The organism is Haloferax denitrificans ATCC 35960, from assembly GCF_000337795.1.
Classification (GTDB): Archaea; Halobacteriota; Halobacteria; order Halobacteriales; family Haloferacaceae; genus Haloferax; species Haloferax denitrificans.
The window spans coordinates 410861-426500 of the sequence record NZ_AOLP01000001.1; the positions used below are offsets into that span (position 1 = coordinate 410861).

At 56.8% G+C, this 15640-nt stretch carries 11 protein-coding genes and 1 tRNA gene; 7 read left to right on the forward strand and 5 right to left on the reverse strand.

Going from position 1 to position 15640, the window contains the following annotated elements; translation table 11 throughout:
• Nucleotides 1-14: 14 nt before the first annotated feature.
• Nucleotides 15-1109, reverse strand: a complete 1095-nt coding sequence (locus C438_RS01910; RefSeq protein ID WP_004967550.1) for an aminopeptidase — start codon at nucleotides 1107-1109, stop codon at nucleotides 15-17.
• Between the two features lie 141 nt (nucleotides 1110-1250).
• Here C438_RS01910 and C438_RS01915 point away from each other — a divergent pair, with 141 nt between their 5' ends.
• From C438_RS01915 to C438_RS01945, 7 genes are all read left to right on the forward strand, one after another.
• The gene (locus C438_RS01915; protein WP_004967551.1) at nucleotides 1251-2123 is read left to right on the forward strand and encodes an ATP-grasp domain-containing protein; all 873 of its coding nucleotides are present in this window, start codon (nucleotides 1251-1253) and stop codon (nucleotides 2121-2123) included.
• Between the two features lie 93 nt (nucleotides 2124-2216).
• A complete protein-coding gene (gene gnd / locus C438_RS01920) occupies nucleotides 2217-3116 on the forward strand; it encodes a phosphogluconate dehydrogenase (NAD(+)-dependent, decarboxylating) (protein WP_004967552.1) in 900 nt (299 codons plus the stop codon).
• Nucleotides 3117-3345: 229 nt separating this feature from the next.
• Entirely contained in the window at nucleotides 3346-3927 is a 582-nt protein-coding gene (locus C438_RS01925; protein WP_004967553.1) for a 2Fe-2S iron-sulfur cluster-binding protein, read from the forward strand.
• 188 nt (nucleotides 3928-4115) lie between these two features.
• The gene (locus tag C438_RS01930; RefSeq protein WP_004967554.1) at nucleotides 4116-5582 is read left to right on the forward strand and encodes an MATE family efflux transporter; all 1467 of its coding nucleotides are present in this window, start codon (nucleotides 4116-4118) and stop codon (nucleotides 5580-5582) included.
• Nucleotides 5583-5644: 62 nt separating this feature from the next.
• A tRNA-Arg gene (locus C438_RS01935) sits at nucleotides 5645-5717 on the forward strand.
• A 1104-nt stretch (nucleotides 5718-6821) separates the two neighbouring features.
• Nucleotides 6822-9518 carry an N-6 DNA methylase gene (locus C438_RS01940; protein ID WP_004967555.1) on the forward strand — a complete coding sequence of 899 codons (2697 nt, stop codon included), beginning with the start codon at nucleotides 6822-6824 and terminating at the stop codon, nucleotides 9516-9518.
• 31 nt (nucleotides 9519-9549) lie between these two features.
• Entirely contained in the window at nucleotides 9550-12516 is a 2967-nt protein-coding gene (locus C438_RS01945; RefSeq protein WP_049917639.1) for a type I restriction endonuclease subunit R, read from the forward strand.
• A gap of 57 nt (nucleotides 12517-12573) precedes the next feature.
• Here the strand turns inward: C438_RS01945 and C438_RS01950 are convergent, their stop codons facing one another.
• The 4 genes from C438_RS01950 to C438_RS01955 all read right to left on the reverse strand — a co-directional run bounded on the left by C438_RS01950 (nucleotide 12574) and on the right by C438_RS01955 (nucleotide 15324).
• Nucleotides 12574-12936: a hypothetical protein gene (locus C438_RS01950; RefSeq protein ID WP_004967558.1), complete on the reverse strand. Its 363-nt coding sequence runs from the start codon at nucleotides 12934-12936 to the stop codon at nucleotides 12574-12576.
• 97 nt (nucleotides 12937-13033) lie between these two features.
• The gene (locus C438_RS19240) at nucleotides 13034-13504 is read right to left on the reverse strand and encodes a hypothetical protein (protein WP_152421727.1); all 471 of its coding nucleotides are present in this window, start codon (nucleotides 13502-13504) and stop codon (nucleotides 13034-13036) included.
• 112 nt (nucleotides 13505-13616) lie between these two features.
• Entirely contained in the window at nucleotides 13617-14426 is an 810-nt protein-coding gene (locus tag C438_RS19245; RefSeq protein WP_152421728.1) for a hypothetical protein, read from the reverse strand.
• 382 nt (nucleotides 14427-14808) lie between these two features.
• Nucleotides 14809-15324, reverse strand: coding sequence for a DUF7342 family protein (locus tag C438_RS01955; protein WP_004967559.1), 516 nt, complete (start codon nucleotides 15322-15324; stop codon nucleotides 14809-14811).
• Between the last annotated feature and the right edge of the window lie 316 nt (nucleotides 15325-15640).

The following is a 15640-nucleotide window of genomic DNA, read 5'->3' on the forward strand; positions in this document are numbered from 1 at the left end:
GCCTCAGAGAAGGCTCAGAACCCGTCTTCCCACCGGAACGTGCCGTTCCGCTGGACGACCTCGCCGTCGACCTCGATGCGGGAGTCCTCGCTCATGTCGGTTATCATGTCCGTGTGGACCGCAGATTGGTTCCCGTCTTCGCCCTCCGGGAGGCACGCGCCGTAGGCCCGGCCGACCGCGAGGTGGACGGTGTCGCCCATCTTCTCGTCGAAGAGGATGCTGTCGGTAAAGCGGTCGATGCCGCGGTTCATGCCGATGCCGAGTTCGCCGAGCCGGCGCGCGCCCTCGTCGGTGTCGAGGATGCCGGCGAGCGCGTCCTCGCCCGCGCCCGCGGAGAAGTCCACGACTTCGCCGCCCTCGAACGTCAGGCGGACGTTCTCGACGCGCTGGCCCTCCAGCGTCATCGGCACGTCGAAGAACACCTCGCCCTCGACTGCGTCTTCGACGGGCGCGGTGAACACCTCGCCCGACGGGAGGTTGTGGGAGTCGTAGGCGACCGAGGCCGCGGAGTTGACGGCGGTCCGGCCCTCGATGGACATCGTGAGGTCGGTGTCCGCCTTGACGATGCGGACCTCCGAGCCGGCGTCGAGCACGTCTTTCATGTTCGCCATCTCGTCGGCGAGCTCCGACCAGTCGCGGAGAATCGCGTCGTAGACGAAGTCTGCGTACTCCTCGAAGGACATGCCCGCCTGCTGGGCCGCCGCGCGGGTGGGGTGAACCGTCGAGACCCAGTCGGTGTCCATGCGCGCCTCTTTGACCTCGCTCGTGGCGCGGCCGTAGGCCTGCCGCGTCGCGGTCGGCACGTCGGCGGTCGCCGCCGTGTTGCGGGTGCCGCCGAGGAAGAGCACCGAGTCGGCGGCCTCGTAGAGGGCGAGTTCGTGTTCGGGAAGTTCGAAGTCGCCGTCGTGCGCGCGGAGGTACGCCCGCTGGACCTCCTCGGAGGCGTACGTCGTGACGACGTTCGCGCCGCGCTCGCCGAGGGCGTCGGCGACGGCGACCGCGAGGTCGTGGGCCCCCTCGCCGACGGAGACGACCACGTCGTCGCCGGCCTCGATTCGCGCGCTCCAGTCGACGAGCACCGCGGCGTGCTCGTGGATGCGTTCGTCCATACGCGACCCTCGCGCGGGGCGGTAAAAACGTCGGCGTCTGCGGGCGCGAAGCCGACCGACCGCGGCCGCGACGCGGACGGTCGCGGCGGGCGGTCCGAGCGTTACAGAACCCTTATCGCCCGATGTCTATCATCCACCGCCGTGACTTCCATCGCACTCGCCACCGCCGCGGACCTCCCCGGACTCGTCGACGACGACGCCTCGTTTCTCGCGGCGCTCCGGGAGCGCGGCGTGACCGCGGAACCGGTCGTCTGGTCCGACGAGTCGGTCGACTGGGACGGCTTCGACGCCGTGGTCGTCCGGTCGATTTGGGACTACTACCGGCGTCCGGCGGCGTATGCCGCGTGGGTCGACCGACTGTCCGACGCCGACTGCGCGGTGTGGAACCCGACGGCGACGCTCGACTGGAACAGCCACAAGTTCTACCTGCGTGACCTCGCCGACGCCGGCGTCTCGACCCTTCCGACCGAGTACGTCGAACGCGGCGACGACGTGTCCCTCGAAGCCGTCTTCGAGAGGCGGGGCTGGGACGAACTCGTCGTCAAGCCCGCCGCGAGCGCGGGCGCGTTCGAGACGAGACAGCTGAGCCGCGCGGAGGCCGCCGCCGCCCAGCCGTGGGTGGACGACCTCGTGGCGGAGAAAGACGTGCTGGTTCAGGAGTTCGCGCCGGACATCGAAGACGGCGAGTGGTCGCTCGTCTTCTTCGGCGACGAGTTCAGCCATGCGGTCGTCAAGCGACCCGAACCCGGCGACTACCGCGTCCAAGAGAAACACGGGGGGAGCGTCCACGTCGAGGTGCCGAGCGAGACGCTCCTCGACAACGCTCGGCGCGTCGTCGACGCCGTCTCGGCCCACCTCGGCGGCGACCCGCCGCTGTACGCCCGCGTCGACGGCGTGGAGCGCGGCGACGACTTCCTCCTCCTCGAAGTCGAACTCATCGAGCCGGAACTGTTCTTCCGAACCGACGACGACGCCGGCGACCGGTTGGCCGAGGCGCTCTTGGCACGGCTCTGAACGCGGGGGCGGCTCTAGGAGTGCCGCCTCGGCGGACGGCCGCGCACGCGCCAAACCACAACCACTACCACCCCCCGCGGACGATGCCGACGCATGCAACTAGGCGTCATCGGCCTCGGCCGGATGGGGCGCATCGTAGTCGACCGAGTGCTCGATGCCGGGCACGAGGTCGTGGCCTTCGACCTCTCGGCGGAAGCCGTCGCGGCGGCCGCCGACGCGGGTGCCGAACCCGCAGAGAGCGTCGCCGACCTCGCCGACCGACTCGGCGACGACAAGCGAATCTGGCTCATGGTCCCCGCGGGCGACGCGGTGGACGCGACGCTCGACGACCTCGACCCGCACCTCGACGGGGACGACGTGGTCGTCGACGGCGGCAACTCCCACTTCGAGGAGTCCGTGCGGCGCGCGGAAGCGTGCTCGGCGGCCTACCTCGACTGCGGGACCTCCGGCGGTCCCGCCGGTGCCGACCTCGGCTTCTCGCTCATGGTCGGCGGCCCGCAGTGGGCCTACGACGAACTGACCCCCGTCTTCGACGCTGTAGCGACCGGCCCGGACGGCCACGGCCACATGGGCGACTCCGGCTCCGGCCACTACGTGAAGATGGTCCACAACGGCGTCGAGTACGCGCTGATGCAGGCGTACGGCGAGGGCTTCGAACTGCTCGCCGAGGGCCGCTACGACCTCGACCTCGAATCGGTCGCCAAGACGTGGAACAACGGCGCGGTCATCCGCTCGTGGCTCCTCGAACTCTGCGAGGAGGCGTTCCGCGAGGAGGGGAGCGACCTCGGCGACGTGGACGACCACATCGCGGGCGGGTCGACGGGCACGTGGACGGTCCAAGAGGCGCTCGAACAGGAGGTCCCGGTCCCGCTCATCTATCAGTCGCTCGCCGAGCGGTTCGGCTCCCGCGCCGACGACCGGTTCTCCCGCCGCCTCGCTAACCGGCTCCGCTACGGCTTCGGCCGCCACGAGGTCGCGCGGAAAGACGACTGACGCGGTCGCGAACCGGCCTGCTACGGCCGTGAACTGACCCGCTTCTGCGGTCGTGAACTGACGCGGTTGTCCCCGTCGAACCGCCTTCGGGTCGGCCGTGGCGGACGCCGTGCGCGCCCTCGATATTGTGGGAACCCCCGCGAGACCCGCGTTTCGGGGGCGAAATCGACCGCCCGCGGGTGCCGCCACAATCACAATTTCCTTAACCCCTCCCTCCATATCCGCCGGTATGGCAGTCATCAGTCTGGTGGGTGTCGGGGCCGGTTTGGTCCTGGTACTCCTCGTCGTCGCCCTGCACTACTCGAAGGGCACCGGCTGGGAGCCGACCGCCGACATCACACAGGAGGTCCTCGAACGCCGCGCGGCGACCGTCGCAGAGACCGACTTCCCCGAGCCGATGAACCGCTCTATCGGGGGCGGCGGCGGCGTCGCCGCGGTCGGAGCCGGCGAAGAGGGCGCCGAACTCGAAGGCGAGGAAGCGGAGGAAGAACCAAGCCCCGCCGACATGCCCGAAGACGAAGTCGAGTACTTCGAAGTCGAGTTCGTCAAGCAGGGCGAGACCATCGAACTGGCGAGCAACGAGACGGTGCTCGACCAGGGCGAAGACGCCGGGATGGACCTCCCGTACGCCTGCCGGCAGGGTTCGTGCGTCTCCTGTGCCGCGAAGATTACCAACGGCCCGGCCGAAGAGTACATCACGCACCACACCCAGGAGACGCTCTCCGACGAGGAGATGGACAACGGCTACACGCTCACCTGCGTCGCCTACCCGAAGGCCGACTTCGCCATCGAGACCGGCGAAGCGCCGTAACGCGCCGAACCGCAACCACCCACCGTTTCTCGCGACGCCACCCGCTCCGGTGAGCCGCGGTCGCCGCTCGTGCGGACGGCCGCCCCGTCGCGACTCGACCAGTCGCGCTCGTCCGGTGCCGGGACGCACCCACGTTCGAAGACGCTAATCGACGGTTTCAAACGGTCTCCGCGAGTCTCACCTGTTCAGTGTCCCTCCCCGAAGGCGGTTCCCTCACCGAGGGCGACCTCAAACGCCCGATGTTCGAACTGGCGTGGCCGATTATCGTCACCGAACTCCTCCAGGTGGCGTACAACCTCGCCGACACCGTCTGGCTCGGCCGGCTCTCGACCGACGCCGTCGCCGCCATCAGCCTCGCGTTTCCGCTCATCTTCCTGCTCATCTCCGTCGGCGGCGGCTTCACCGTCGCGGGGAGCACGCTCGTCGCCCAGTACACCGGCGCGAAAAGCGAGGGCTCCGCCGGGACCGTCGCCGGACAGACGCTCACGTTCATCACCGTCATCGCCGTCGTCGTCGGCGTCATCGGCTTTTTCGCCACCGACGCGATGCTCGCCGTCCTCCCGAGCTCGGAGGCGACCGCCGGGCAGGTCATCCCCCTCGCCGGCGACTACATGCGCGTGTTCTTCCTCGGCCTGCCGTTCCTCTTCGGCTTCTTCGTCTTCTCCGCGCTCATGCGCGGCTACGGCAACACCCGCGCCCCGATGGTCGTGATGTTCATCAGCGTCCTCATCAACGTCGTCATCGACCCGGTGTTCATCTTCGGCTTCGACGCCAACCCGCTGTTTTCGATGCTCGGGGCGGAGGGCCTGCAGGCCAGCCTCTTCGCCGCCACGGGCTTCGACGGCTTCCAAGTCGCCGGCGCGGCGTACGCGACGGTGCTCTCGCGCGCCGTCGCCACCGTCATCGGCATCTACGTCATCTTCGGGACGAGCGCCGGCCCCGACGTGCAACTCGCCGACTTCCGCCCGCAGTTCGAGTACATCAAGCAAATCGTCGATATCGGCGTCCCGAGCGCCATCGAGCAGTCCGCCACCGCCCTCGGCTTCATCACCCTCACCGCGATGGTCGTCACGTTCACCCCCGAAGTCGTCGCCGCGTTCGGCCTCGGCAACCGCCTCACGTCGCTGGTGTTCCTCCCGGCGCTCGGTCTCGGTCGGGCGACCAACACCATCGTCGGCCAGAACCTCGGCGCGAAGAAACCGGAGCGCGCCGAGAGCGCCGTCTGGCTCGCCGCCAAAGTCGGCGCGAGCGTCATGCTCGCCACCGGCGTGCTCGCGTACGTCTTCGCCGAACCCGTCGTCGCGTTCTTCCTCCAGACCGGGACGGCCTCGGCCGCCCAAACCATCGACCTCGGCGTCGAGTACATCCGCATCCGCGCGTTCGAGTTCGGCTTCATCGGCGTCCTCCAGGTCGTCCTCGGCGCGTACCGCGGCGCTGGGAACACGAAGGCCGCCCTCGGCTTCTCGCTTTTCGCGCTCTGGTTGGGCCGGGTACCCATCGTCTACCTGCTTTCGTTCCAGTTCGGCTTCGCCGAGACGGGCATCTGGCTCGGGATGGCCGTCGGGCAGATTCTCGGCGCGATTGCGGCCACGGCGTGGTTCACCCGCGGGACGTGGAAACACAGCGTCGTCGACGCCGACGCGACCGGAACGTAATCGGCCGCCGGCGCGGGTTCCACAACGGTTTTACGTCGGTGCCGTGTAGCTCTGCCCGCTGAGGGCCCGTAGCTCAGTGGACAGAGTGCTTGGTTCCGGACCAAGATGTCGCGGGTTCAAATCCCGTCGGGTCCGTCCTGTTGCATTACGGTGTGGAAACACAAGACAGCGACGCCTTCCTTTTAAACAAGGGTGCCGTTCCGTCCATCAAGTTCGTAATACCACATCACGGGGGTCGCCCCCGTCTGGCGATTCACATAGAACCAAACGCCTGGACAGGTATTAGACATTGGGCGATTGCGGTCGCCGAGTAGAATTATAAAGAATAAACTCAGCGCCAGTAGCCCACACTAACTTCACCAACAAAAGAATTATCACGTCATACGCTAACATGCACGGTGGGTCCAAGGTAGCGTTCCCGAGTAACACGTAATAAACAGGAGTCAAAACGGGACGCTCCGTGGACAGGGAGACAGCGACCCAGCAATAAGCCGATGGGGAAGGATTCCCGCTGGAGGCTTTAGCATCTCCGTGTTGGCACTCAGTCAATACGGTGTGTCCTTGTCCACGTTCACCGCGGGGATAACTCGTCGGTGAGCGGTTGAAGCAGAGAACACGACGTGCGAAATAGAACGTCGTCAAATCAATCCGCCATGCAGGCACCCGACTGTATGGCCAGAAACCAACCGCTTGCCCGGGACCGACAGCAATGCGTCGGTCCTACTAACCCGTGGCCAGTCGAGAGCATAGGACCCAACGGTCGGACGACGAGCCTACATCCGACCAGACAAATCTCCAGCGATTCATAGACGGTGATGGTCAAGATCCCCGACCGGATCAACTTGGACAGTCCCCTGCGCCGTCACAGCTATCCATCAGGATAAGGCTATACTACTTACAACTCCTTATCGCGTACTTGCTCAATATTGCTCTAAAGGCAGTTTCTCAGAACCCAATAATCCAAGTATTACAGCAACATCGACGTCTCCTATTATTGCTAGTTGGACTTGGTACATTGCTGAATTTAATCGTGAATGCCCTGATGGACTTCCATATTCTTTGATAAAGAATTTATTTGTGCGAGAAGGGCACCCCCCAGCGTTAAAAACTAGGTCAGCGTGACTGACATACTTGGTAACACAATGCTTTCTCTCCCTCCACCTGACCATTGCCTCGACCAGATATCAACGCCGAACTCTCCGCACCACTTATGAATCCCAGTTACAACATTTCTCGTAGATGGTCGAGAACTTTAGCGAGAAGGCTGATTTCATTTGGTCTATTGCGGATCTTCTCCGAGGAGACTACAAGCAGTCCGAGTACCAGAAAGTAATCCTGCCGCTGACTGTACTCAGGCGGCTTGATTGCGTGACTCAGCGGAACAAGGAAGATGTCCTTGAACGGTACGAACAACTTCAGAAACAGGGGATTAAGAACGTAGCACCAGCACTGAAGAAGGCAGCTGGCGAAAAGGTGTACAACACAAGCGAGTATACTTTCAAGTCGCTGTGCAGCGACCCTGACCAGATTGCGAGCAATCTTCAGTACTATATCAACTCGTACGATGAAGAAACAAAGGAGATTTTCGAGAAGTTCGACTTCGGGCACCAGATTCAACGACTCGAAGATGCGGACCTCCTATATAAGATCATTCGACAGTTCGCTGAGCTCGACCTTCATCCAGAGGATGTGCCGAATGAGGAGATGGGATACATCTACGAGGAACTCGTTCGGAAATTCAACGAACTGAGCAACGAGACTGCCGGGGAACACTTCACACCCCGAGAGGTCATCGAGCTGATGGTGAACCTTCTATTCGACGAGGACGACAAAGTGCTGACTGAAGAAGGGGTTGTCCGTACGGTGTACGACCCCGCGTGTGGTACTGGGGGGATGCTGAGCGTTGCGGAGGATCACGTACGTGAACTCAACGGGGGTGCGAAACTCCACGCCTTCGGGCAAGAACTTAACCCTGAGACCTACGCGGTCTGTAACTCTGATATGCTGATCAAGGGGCAGAACCCAGACAACATTGCGTACGGGAACTCGTTTACTAACGACGGGTTTGCTGACCGGAGCTTCGACTATATGCTCTCGAATCCACCGTTCGGAGTCTCGTGGAAGAAGGTGCGGGAGTATATTGAGCAAGAACACGAAGAGAAAGGTAAGGACGGGCGGTTTGACGCTGGCACCCCCCGTGTGAGTGACGGCTCTCTACTCTTCCTCCAACATATGGCCAGTAAAATGAAACCACCAGAGGAGGGGGGATCACGTATTGCAATCGTATTTAATGGGTCTCCGCTATTCAATGGAGGCCCAAATAGTGGTGAATCAGCCATTCGTCGCTGGATAATTGAGAATGATTGGTTGGAGGCGGTTATTGGGTTACCAAACCGATTGTTCTACAACACAGAGATATACACGTACGTTTGGATCCTCTCGAATGCTAAATCTGAGCGTAGACAGGGCAGAGTCCAACTAATAGATGCCCGAGAGATGTACGTTGAGTTGGAAGAGGGACTCGGAGATAAAAAATACAAGATTTCTAAGAATCATATCAGCGAAATTTCCAAGATATTCGGAGAGATGGAAGAATCAAATCGGTCAAAGTTCTATGATAATGATGACTTCGGCTACCGCCGGATAGTCGTTGACCGGCCCCTCCGGATGAGTTTCCAAGTTACAGATGAGCGAATTCAGAAGCTCAAAAAAGAGAAGGCATTCTCCAACCGTGATGAGGAAACTCAGCAACATGTCATTGACGCGTTGAGTTCTCTCGATTCAGATAAGCAGTGGATGAATAAGGACGAATTCCTGAATCAGGTAGAACTCACATTCAATATGCGTAATGTTGACGTCCGAAAGAGTGTATATAACGCAATTGTAAGGGCATTAGGCGAGCGCAACTCTGACGCGGATATTGTAACGGATAGCAACGGCGACGCAGAATATGATATCGACCGCCGAGAAAGAGAAAAGATTCCACTCGGGTCTGACCCCTACGAGTACTTCGAACGGAACATCGAACCCTATGCTCCGAATGCGTGGATCAATGATGATTCTAAGTATTATGATGAAGATGGTGACTTGGGAATCGTTGGTTATGAAATAAATTTCCTTGAAAAGTTTCTATCATCTGACCCATCAAGCTCTGTCGAGGAGATAAATGAAGAAATAAGCATAATCAAGTCAGAAATTTCCTCAAAGACTCAAGAGTTACTGAACAAAAAGCATGAGATAATCACGCGTTCGTTAGAGGATTCGGATGGGCTTAAATCAGGGCCGAGCTGGTTAGTTGGTATTCCAGAGAACTGGGACTCTTCTCCTCTGAAATATAACGTTTCAATTGAAACCGGATCTACTCCAAAAACGACCGTAGACCGTTACTGGGATGGTGAAATTCCTTGGTTCAGTCCGAAGGACATGAAATCCGACCTTCTCGAAGACTCACAAGATCATATTACAAAAGAGGCACTTGAAGAAACCAGCATCTCTATCCTTCCTCCTAAGACGGTGTTTGTGGTGGTCCGTGGCATGATATTAGATAGAACTCTTCCTGTGGGCCTCTCGGAAGTTCCTGCTACAATTAATCAAGATATGAAAGCACTGAGGCCCGACGACCATCTCCTCCCAGAGTATCTCGCTCTACTTTTACGGGCCATCTCACCACTCCTTCTGGAGGTTGTAAAAGAGTCGTCACACGGGACTAAGAGACTCGACACGGAGGACTTGGAAAATATCGAGATCCCAATACCCCCAGTAGACGAACAAAGGCAGATACTAGAAGATGTTGAGAGACGCACGAACAAAATCGACTCAAAAATTGACGAGATATATAGATTACGGGATGATGTCGAAGCTTTAGAAGCGGCGGTCGGCAATCAGCGCCAAGCGTTATTAATGTCCGCAGTGACAGGACAGTTAAGCGACAAGTAGGCGTCACTCCACGTACACCACCAACCCCCACATGACTGGAAAATCACACGATGAAGAGGCGTTCGAGGCCTATATTGAACAGGGTCTGCTCGACGGCGAATACGAGCAAGTTGACTCTGACGAGTTCGACGCCGGACGCGGACTGTTCCCCGATGTTCTCGTCTCGTTCGTCAAGGAGACCCAACCTGAGCGCTGGCAACAACTGGAGACCGCCTACAAGGGAAACGCCCGTCAGCGGTTTCTGCAAGAACTCACCAGCGCCCTCGAAACACGAGGAACACTTGAACTTCTGCGGCACGGCCTCCGCACCACCGGAACCACAATCAAGCTTGCATTCTTCCAACCGAACACCAGAAAAAATCCAGAAGTCCAGAAGCAGTACGAGGCGAATCGTCTTGGGGTCACTAGGCAACTCCACTACTCTCCGACAGATCCTACGCTTAGTATCGATCTCGTGCTGAGCGTCAATGGCATTCCTGTGGCGACCGCCGAATTGAAAAACCCTGCAACTGGACAGACGGTTGTAGACGCGAAACAGCAGTATATGCAGGACCGCGATCCCGGCGACCCGGTTCTCAAATTCAAGCGAGGAGCCTTAGTCCACTTCGCAGTCGATACAAACGAGGTAGAGTACACCACCGAACTGAACAGGGATGACACATACTTCCTCCCATTCAACAAGGGATACAATGGCGGGGCAGGGAATCCGCCGAACGAGGACGGCCACCGTACTGCATATCTTTGGGAAGAAGTCTGGGCGAAGGATTCTTGGATGGAGATCCTCCAGCGGTTCATCCATATAGACGAAGAAGAGATTCGAAAGAACGGCATCAAAGTGGATGAAGAGGAGACGATGATTTTCCCGCGGTACCACCAGCTAGAGTGCGTCCGCCAACTCGTGACTGCGTCAAAAGAGAACGGCGGTGGCGAAGATTATCTGATTCAGCACTCAACCGGTAGCGGGAAGAGCAAGTCTATTGCGTGGCTCGTCCACCGACTCGTCTCACTCCACAATGACGCCGATGAAGCAGTCTACGACGGCGTCGTCGTAGTCACGGACCGCACTATCCTCGACGAGCAGCTTCGGAACACAATCTACGAATTGGACCACAAGACCGGCGTTGTCCACGCTATCAAGGGTGAGCAAGGTTCGAAGTCCCAAGAACTGGCGGAAGCTATCGAAGCGGGCAAGCCAGTCATCATCACCACGCTTCAGACGTTCCCCCACGTTATCGAACACGCGAAACGGCTCCCTGAACGGGATTACGCTGTGGTCGTGGACGAGGCTCACAGTAGCCAGTCTGGCGAGATGGCCCATGAGATGAAGCAAATCCTCTCCGGTATCGACATCGACGAAGACGACGATACTGAGGACCTCATCTTGAAGAGTGCAGAAACGCGAGGGAATCAGGAGAACCTCAGCTTCTTCGCGTTCACGGCGACTCCGAAAGGCAAGACGCTGGAAGCGTTCGGAACAATACCCGAGGGCAGCGACAAGCCCGAGCCGTTCCACCTTTACTCGATGCGCCAAGCCATCGAGGAAGGGTTCATTCTAGACGTCCTGCAGAATTACACGACCTACGAGACGTTCTATAACATTGCGAAGGTCATCGAGGAAGATCCACAGGTCCCGCAGAAGAAGGCAGTCAAGGCAGTGTCCAAGTTCCTGAAGCTGCACCCGCACAACATCGCTCAGAAGGTCGAGATCGTCGTCGAGCACTTCCGCGAACACACACAGAACAAGATCGGCGGGAAGGCGAAGGCGATGATCGTGACGTCCTCACGCGTACACGCAGTTCGTTACAAGAAGGCGATTGACAAGTACATCGAAAAGAACGGGTACAATCTGAGTGCACTCGTTGCGTTCAGCGGAACCGTCGAGGACGATGGGTTCGAGTACACCGAACCGGGCATGAACGACGGGATCAAGGAATCTGAACTTCCCAGCAAGTTCGACACCACGGAGTATCAGGTTCTCGTCGTCGCCGACAAGTATCAGACTGGGTTTGACCAGCCGCTTCTGCACACGATGTACGTGGATAAGAAGCTCTCTGGAATTCAGGCTGTTCAGACCCTGTCAAGACTGAACCGTACCCACCCTGGGAAGGAGGACACGTTCGTACTCGACTTCGAGAACGACCGTGAGGATATCTTCGACGCGTTCCAGCCCTACTACGAGAAGACGACCATCGACGAGACGACCGACCCACAGCACATCTACCAACTGGAGTCCGAGCTGAATGCGTTCCAGATCTACACCAAGCACGAAGTAGATCAGTTTGCAGAGGCGTTCTTCAGCCCCAAGAACAAGGGAACTGAACAGGCGCACGCGAAGCTGAGCAGCCACATTCAGCCAGCGCGGGATCGATATATGGTCGCCGATGAGGAAACGCAAGACGAGTTCCGCTCGAAGCTTCGTTCGTTCCTCCGGTTGTACAAGTTCCAGTCGCAGGTCGTCAGCTACGCAGACACCACGTTAGAGAAGCTCTACACCTTTGGCCGCTTCCTCTACAAGGAACTTCCACGAGACTCTCGGGAATCGCGGGTGGAATTCAACGACGAACTCGCGCTGCAGTACTACCGTCTAGAAAAATCGGATGAGGGTGGTATCGAAATTGGCTCCGGCGGGGGGAGCGTGTCAGTACCGAATGAAACTGGCACAGGGAGTCAGGAAGATGACGAGGTCGAACTATCCACTATTGTTGAGAAGGTCAATGAGGAGCTTGGAACAGACTTCACGCAGGCAGACCAACTCTTCCTCGACCAACTGAAAGAGGACGCTCTGGATGACGACCATCTTCGTCGGTCGGCACAAGTCAACAGTAGAGAAAACTTCGCGTTAGAGTTCGACGACGCCCTGACCGAGATGTTCATTGATCGGATGGACCAGAATCAAGAACTGTTTGCCAAGTTTATGGACAACGAGGAAGTCCAAAAAGTGATAACCAACCACTTGCGACAACGGGTATACGAGGAAAGTCAGGCAGCCAACAGCTGATTTGATAAACCCGGAGACACTCGCCCGTGTTCCCGTAGATTCCGATCGTCACCATATCTATCTATTCATTGTTAGTTCCGGAAGGCGTTCCTGAAACAACTTGTCCAGAACTGCCCACAGAATCTCCGTCGGAATCTGCTTCTCAAACTCAGCCGCGTCGTGATTGGTCTCATCCAATTCTGGGTGGTAATACTGGAAGTGAACATCCCCAAGTTCGGGATGGTCGTCGTCACGATGCCAGCCACAGTTGAACCCCGTATTTGGGTCGGCGTAGTGGATCCGAAACTGTGACTCGTCCCCGGCGAACCGCCACTCAACGTCGAGCGTCGGCGACTGGGCCAGAGTCGTCGGCACGACGCGATTGGGGTCAATCTCTGCTTGGATGAACTTCTTGACGATACTGTCCGGTTCGTAAGACACCGACGTGACCGCAGGGTGTCACTGAACAGTGGAACACGACCTCAAAAAGACTGTAACACCTATACAGGAAAGGTAGTGGAGTATATCAATTCAATATTTACTCGACAGACCAACTGTCGAATTCGATTACTTCTCCGATCTTTGCTTGTCGATAAATCTGTATGCTCTTCAATTCACTTAGAATCTCACTGGGAGGCAACTCACCAAATTCTTTTGAGGTTTCGCGTACCAACTCATCAATTTCACCTGACAAATTGCACTGCGGCTGTGATTGGACCTTTAGAGTTTTAATTCGGTCTCTACCGATCTTAACCTCGCCATGTTCAACCCCATCTATTTCGGCAAGTGCCTCTTCAATACTACTGGAAAAGACGCCACTAAGATAAGGTTCATACTCAACTTCCGTTATCCGGTTCTCATGGCTTTTGAAGTATTCTACTTCGATCAAGAAAATAAGACTATGGATACGCTCAACTGAGACATGGTTAAAATGACGCAGAACACACTTGACCAGGGGAACCACCCCCTTAACTTCCTCCGTTGCCGGGCTCCCGTGTTCAACTGCCATACCATGTGAATGGGGATGGAGACAATAAAGTTACCCTCAGACAAATCACACCCCGATATAAATAACCACTCTGATTAATTCTGTCCACCTGCCAGATCTATTTCCTTCCAAGTTATCCAAAATGAACAGAGACGTAGAACTCTGAGATTAGGTACTCGATATAATTTCGTTTATATTTCCCAGCAGCCCATGCAAAAGTCATTGCGAGTCCAATAAGAAGGAAAGAGACCATCACTATTTGTCCATTAGGTATACTTGCTGTAAGATAAGATTCGTATTTAAGAGGTTCGGGAGTTAAATTCGGGGGGTACGCCAATCTAAGAAAATAGAAAAGCGATATAAATGAGAGGACAGTCCACATACCTCTACAAAATGCGTACCGCGCTTGAAGCCGAAAAGCACGGCTGGAGTTGTTTTTTGACAAGAAACTAGTAATGGCTGGATAGACACTAGACAAGTCTGATGAACTGTCTACTTCGAAATCGTAGATTGCAGTTCTAACCATGAACTCGTGGGTGAACGACAACTCATTTAATGACTCGTCAACAGATCGGGGAGAGTTAATTGGTTCTGATAAGAGTTTTTCAAATAAATGTCGATGGCTTAGAAATATGTGTGACAGCTCTTCTTTTCTTTTTTCGGACCAGTAGTAGCCATTCCGATACCAGCCTGTAGTTATTCGGTCCAAGTAGTTCTCTTCTTCTTTCTGTTCATCTTCAGCACCATCACGTAATTCCGAGGGGGAGTCTAATTCAGGAGGAGTAAGCGAAACCCAAGACGAAAGGTCGAATAATTCAACCGTATTCCGCACTCTTCTTGCAAACCAATAGAACATATGTTCAAAAAACAACGAGATAGTATGGACCGCTTCGCCTAATAGCAATCCAAAAATAACTATGGAGATGAGAGTGATGATGAACACGAAAATATTTTCGAATAGCGGTGGGACAGGAATAGAGTGATCAGGTAATAACGGTACAATCCCAATAGCTAATGCAACTCCTGGGAGAGATTTCCCAAAGAAATCATATGAACCAAACACGGAAATTAATCTAGTCGGCATCGCGAGTATTGATAATATATTTCCATGAATTATTTTAAATTCATCGCTAATGTCTCTTTGTTAGATTTTCCTGGGATACTTTGCTTTACATCCCCATTATCGCATTTATATTAAACATCTACGAGAAAAGCCAGCTAGAATTTGTTGAATCGGCACCAAGGCAACCACAGGATATCGCTGCAGGCACATCTTTCAGCCCCACGTAGACCGACTGTCGATAGTTCCTGATAACCTCATTTGGTCACGCGGAGATGGAGTCACGTTTGGTCGCCCAGTCGTACTCGTTGAGCGCCGCTCGAACGACTGGGACACGGTCAGCGAGGTGCTCCCATTCGCTGGCAACCTCTCGGCGCGTCTCGACTTCGTCGGTGTCGTCGAGGTCGGCGATACTCGCTCGGAGCTCACCAGGCGTCTCGAGGTCGTACGACTGCTTCCAGTCTGTAATCTTGCTCCGCATCGAGTCGAGGGCACTCGTCAACTCCTCGCGGCTGTGTTCTCGCTGGAGTGCCGCGACCTCCCGGTAGGTCGCCATGAGCTGGTCGACACAGTAGAGTATCTGGTCACCCTGTTCGACCTTCCGGAGGACGTTGTCCTCGACGAGTTGGTCGAGGTACTTCTGGGCCGTCTTGACGGAGACTTCTGTCTCGTTTGCGACCCACGACGCGGTGCGAGGCGTCCGAAGCGTCCGGGCGGCGGCACGGACGCGCTCACCTCGGGTCATGGAAACGCGGGAGTCGTTCCGGGTTTCGTCGGGCATGTTTGTTTCTACGAGGTGGTGGAACATATATCCACTAGGTTGGAAATATGATAGAGTCGAAGGACAGCGTTCGTCTGGTGAACGAAATGAATCCAAAAATGCAGTCTACTGACCCCGCTGAAAATGTACCGTATTGACCCTCATCCCCCTGAAATCTAGACCCCGTTCGTCCCTCGCACGAAAGCCCGTCGGGTCCGTCCAAATTTTTGGCGTTTTCTATATGTAGAAAACGTCTGTCTTACGACTTCTACCGGCAGGTCTCATCGCGAGTATATATACTCGCGAGCGGGGGCGGAAAAAGAGTCCACCACGAAAC

Coding starts and splice junctions, on each gene's coding strand:
- C438_RS01910 (WP_004967550.1), bottom strand. CDS start 1,109: ATGGACGAACGCATCCACGAGCACGCCGCGGTGCTCGTCGACTGGAGC.
- C438_RS01955 (WP_004967559.1), bottom strand. CDS start 15,324: ATGCCCGACGAAACCCGGAACGACTCCCGCGTTTCCATGACCCGAGGT.
- C438_RS01925 (WP_004967553.1), top strand. CDS start 3,346: ATGGCAGTCATCAGTCTGGTGGGTGTCGGGGCCGGTTTGGTCCTGGTA.
- gnd (WP_004967552.1), top strand. CDS start 2,217: ATGCAACTAGGCGTCATCGGCCTCGGCCGGATGGGGCGCATCGTAGTC.
- C438_RS01940 (WP_004967555.1), top strand. CDS start 6,822: ATGGTCGAGAACTTTAGCGAGAAGGCTGATTTCATTTGGTCTATTGCG.
- C438_RS19240 (WP_152421727.1), bottom strand. CDS start 13,504: ATGGCAGTTGAACACGGGAGCCCGGCAACGGAGGAAGTTAAGGGGGTG.
- C438_RS01945 (WP_049917639.1), top strand. CDS start 9,550: ATGACTGGAAAATCACACGATGAAGAGGCGTTCGAGGCCTATATTGAA.